This window comes from Microbacterium sp. Bi128 (assembly GCF_918698205.1).
This window is the reverse complement of the sequence record NZ_CAKKMM010000447.1, coordinates 1-3,622: the sequence shown is the minus strand read 5'-3', so window position 1 is coordinate 3,622 and position 3,622 is coordinate 1. Positions and strand designations below refer to the sequence as shown.

Here is a 3,622-nt window from a genome sequence, read left to right as displayed (position 1 = left end):
GCCCATTTGGATCGAGCAGATGCCTGCCAATGATGCGGGTCAGCACAGCAACGAAGCCGAACAGGACGCCGGCGCCGAGGATGTAGACGAAGGCGCTCATGCGGTGCCTGAACAGAACCGCGAGCGTGCCAAAGGCCGCAACCGCAATGGCCAGAAGCAGCACGATTGTCAGCTCGTCCTCGCTGCTGACGTTGTGATTCTCCTGCGTGGCGGTGACGGCCAGCAGCACGAACAGCGCTGAGCCGGTCACGCAGAGCGAGATGGCCACGACGGTTGCCCGGTTCATGCTCAGGCCCTGGTCCTTGGTGTTGACCACGGTGGTGATGACCAGGGCGATCGCGCCGATCGGCTGCACCACGGTCAAGGGCGCCATGACGAGGGCGATCGCGTTCATTCCCATCCCGGCGCACAGCAGAAGGAACCCGAATACCCAGCGGGGGTTACGCACGAGCCGCAGCAGGCCGTGGGTGCTCAGCGCCAGGCCGCCGGTATCGGCCTTGACCGCACTGCCCTGGCGCTGTGCCCCAAACGCCAGGCAGAAGGCGCCGAGGACCGCAAGCAAAACCGCAACCCAGACCATCAGCGGGAGCCGCCGTCGTGCGCCCGAAGCTGCCTGCCCTTGCCGATGATGGCCCAGACGTAGTTGTAGGCCGCGATCCAGTGCCCCACGAGCCCCAATCCCAGGAAGATCCACGCGACCGTGGCATAGACGTCCGCGGCGGGCACCGGAAGCTTGGAGAGCACCAGCAGCGGCGTGCCCACCAGCAGCAGGCCCGTCCGGATCTTTCCGATGCGGCTCACCGGCAGATCAGGGTGGCCGTGGAAATAGAACACTGACAGAGCCAGCAGGACCGCGTCCGGGACCAGCAGCGCGGCGAGATACCACCACTCGACGACGCCTGCGATCACGAGGGTCACGGCGACGGCGATCAGGGAAAGCCTGTCCGCGATCGGGTCCATGACCCGTCCGAGGTTGGACATCTGATTGAAGCGGCGGGCGATGTAGCCGTCCACCCAGTCGGTACTGGCCATGACGGCGAGCACGACGGCACCGTAGCCGTACTTGTGCTCCGAGAGGACCAGCCAGATGAATAACGGAACGCCGAGGAAGCGCACCACGGTCAGGACATTGGGAACCGTGAAGACCGCGTCGCGGTGGACGAGGGGCTGCCCGGGGCGGGCGCCGGCGCCGATGAACTTCATCGATTCCCCCTTTCCGTGGACGGCAACGGTTTGGCGTTTAGGTTCAGGGATCTGTCTAGCCCTTTATCAGCCTGCGCACCAGGACCGCGAGGGCGGCCCCAGAGGCGGCGAGCACAGCCAGGGGCTTCCAGCGCCGCTTGATCGTGTCGGCCAGGCCCTGCCCGTCAGCGGATGCGGCCGACCCCGCCGAGGATCGGGCTGAGGCGCGGAAGCCGGCGATCTTGTCGCTGAGCTGCTCCTTGCCGTCCTGGAGCCGGACCTGGGCGGCCGCCAGCAGGGTTTGGGCCTGGGTCTTGACATCGAGTTCGCGGCCGAGGTCGTCGCGGACGCCGGTAAGGTGCGTGCGCCGCAGGTCCAGCCGGCGTCGGAGTTCAGCCTCTGTGGGCGGCGGCCCGAAGTCGGGCTTGGCGGCAGCCTTTGCTTCCTTTTCCGCCGTCGCCTTGGCGGCGGCGGCTTCCTTGGCGGCCTTCGCCGCTTTGTACTGCTCGGTGCTCGGATCCAGGATCCTGGCGTCGAAGGCGGAGCCTTCCTTGGCGATGCCGAGATCGTACTTGAGCCCCCGGATCGTCTCCTCGGGGACCAGTGGCATGAGCTTCTTGAACTTGTTCTGCCCGATGAGCGCCCCGATCGCGGCGATAATCAGGCAGACGGCAGAGACCAACAAGGCGGCGAGCCACGCGGGCATGATGGTGGCCAGTCCCATGATCGCTGCAACGAAGAGTCCGATCACCAGGAGTCCAACGAAGACCAAGGCGACGGCGAAGAAGGCACCGGCGACGCCGAGCTGGGTCCCCTTGCGTTTGATCTCGGCCTTGGCCAGGGCAATCTCGTCACTGAGCTGCCGGGGCGCCAGCTTGAAGATCATCTTCAGGGTTTGCGGCAGCGCGGAAATGCGCAACCCGCTGCCTGTGCCGCCGCTGTGACGTCCGCTCATCGGTCCCGCCTAACTGGTGCCATCCGTCGATCCGCTCACGCGGGCTTGCCGGGTCTGGACAGCTTCGCACAGACCCCGGTGTCAAAACTATCATTTAGGCTCTTGGGAGGCCTTTTCGGGCAAGGTGTGGCGCGCCCGCCCGGCCACCGGCCGGCCACCCCGGCGGGCCCTAGGATGGACCACTGTGAGCACACCCCACAATCCCGGTGATTCCCTGAGCCGCCGTCGTAAATTCCTCTACATCCTGACGCTCGGCGCTTTGACCGCCCTCGGGCCGTTCACGGTCGACCTCTACTTGCCCGCATTCCCGGCCCTGGAAGACAGCCTTGGCGTCTCCGCGGCCGCGGTGCAGCTGACGCTCACGGGGACGACCATCGGTTTCGCGCTGGGACAGCTGGTCGTGGGCCCGCTGAGCGACAAGTTCGGCCGGCGCCTGCCCCTGATCGTGCGACAGCGGTCCACATCGCGGCGTCCCTGGGCGCAGCGCAGTCCACGGACATCGCCACGCTGGGTTTCTTCCGTGTCCTCATGGGTGTCGGGGCTGCAGGGGGCGGCGTGGTGGCCATGGCCATGGTCCGTGACCTGTTCAGCGGCTACGCGATGGTGCGGATGTTCGCGAGGATGGCCCTGGTCAACGGGCTGGCCCCGATCCTCGCCCCGGTCATCGGCTCCCAGCTGCTGTTGCTGATGCCCTGGCCCGGCATCTTCTTGTTCCTGGCCGCCTACGGGACCTGCGTCATCATCGCGGCCCTCTTCGTGATCCGGGAGACCCTGCCGCCGGAACTGCGCGGCAAAACCGGGATGACCATGGGCCAGCGTTACAAGGTGCTGTTCTCCGACCGGATCTTCGTAGGCCTGCTGCTGGTGGGCGGGATGAACTTCGCGGGCCTCTTCACCTACCTCTCCGCCTCGCCTTTCCTGTTCCAGAATGTCTACGGGTTCACGCCCCAGCAGTACGGCCTGCTCTTTGGTGTCAACTCGCTGGGCATCGTGGCAGGCGTGCAGACCAGTGCGCGGCTCATCAAGCGCGTCCCGCCGCAGTGGATCCTGGCTTGTTCCACGGCCTGGATGTTCGTCATGGCCGTCCTGATTGTCGTCTTCGACCAGCTGGGGTTCGGGCTGTGGGGCGTCCTGGTGCCGCTGTGGTTCTACATCCTGGGCGCCGGTTTCACCTTCCCCACCGTGCAGGTCCTGGCCCTGGCCAAACACGGAGCGCAGGCCGGAACCGCGGCTTCACTTCTCGGCGCGGCGACCTTCTTGATGGCGGGCCTGGTCTCGCCGGTGGTCGGCTGGCTCGGCGTCAGCTCCGCAACCCCGATGGGCGCCGTCCAGGCCGTCTGCATCCTTCTGGCGGCCGCTGCACTGTGGCTGGTTGTTCGGCCCAGCACGGTGCCACCGATCCAGTAGCCGGGCCCTCCCCCGGGGCACATGCCCATTCATCGCGGCCTCTCCCACGGGACATGCCCATTCTTCACGGCCTCCCCC

General features: G+C 66.6%; 3 protein-coding genes and 1 pseudogene. 1 reads left to right on the top strand and 3 read right to left on the bottom strand.

From position 1 onward, the window contains the following. From LQV45_RS20750 to LQV45_RS20740, 3 genes are all read right to left on the bottom strand, one after another. Positions 1 to 580 (bottom strand): DMT family transporter (locus LQV45_RS20750; RefSeq protein ID WP_290370284.1); only part of this gene is annotated, 580 nt, incomplete at its 3' end. After that, on the bottom strand, positions 580 to 1,203 hold the full coding sequence (locus tag LQV45_RS20745) for a CDP-alcohol phosphatidyltransferase family protein (RefSeq protein WP_230008635.1): 624 nt from the start codon (positions 1,201 to 1,203) through the stop codon (positions 580 to 582). The genes LQV45_RS20750 and LQV45_RS20745, both read right to left, overlap by 1 nt. Before the next feature lie 55 nt (positions 1,204 to 1,258). Further along, complete coding sequence (locus LQV45_RS20740; RefSeq protein ID WP_230008634.1) at positions 1,259 to 2,137, bottom strand: phage holin family protein; 879 nt, start codon at positions 2,135 to 2,137, stop codon at positions 1,259 to 1,261. 184 nt (positions 2,138 to 2,321) lie between these two features. On the opposite strand from LQV45_RS20740, the pseudogene LQV45_RS20735 reads away from it, so the two are divergent. Beyond that, positions 2,322 to 3,544 (top strand): annotated as a pseudogene (locus tag LQV45_RS20735) (multidrug effflux MFS transporter). Positions 3,545 to 3,622 lie beyond the last annotated feature (78 nt).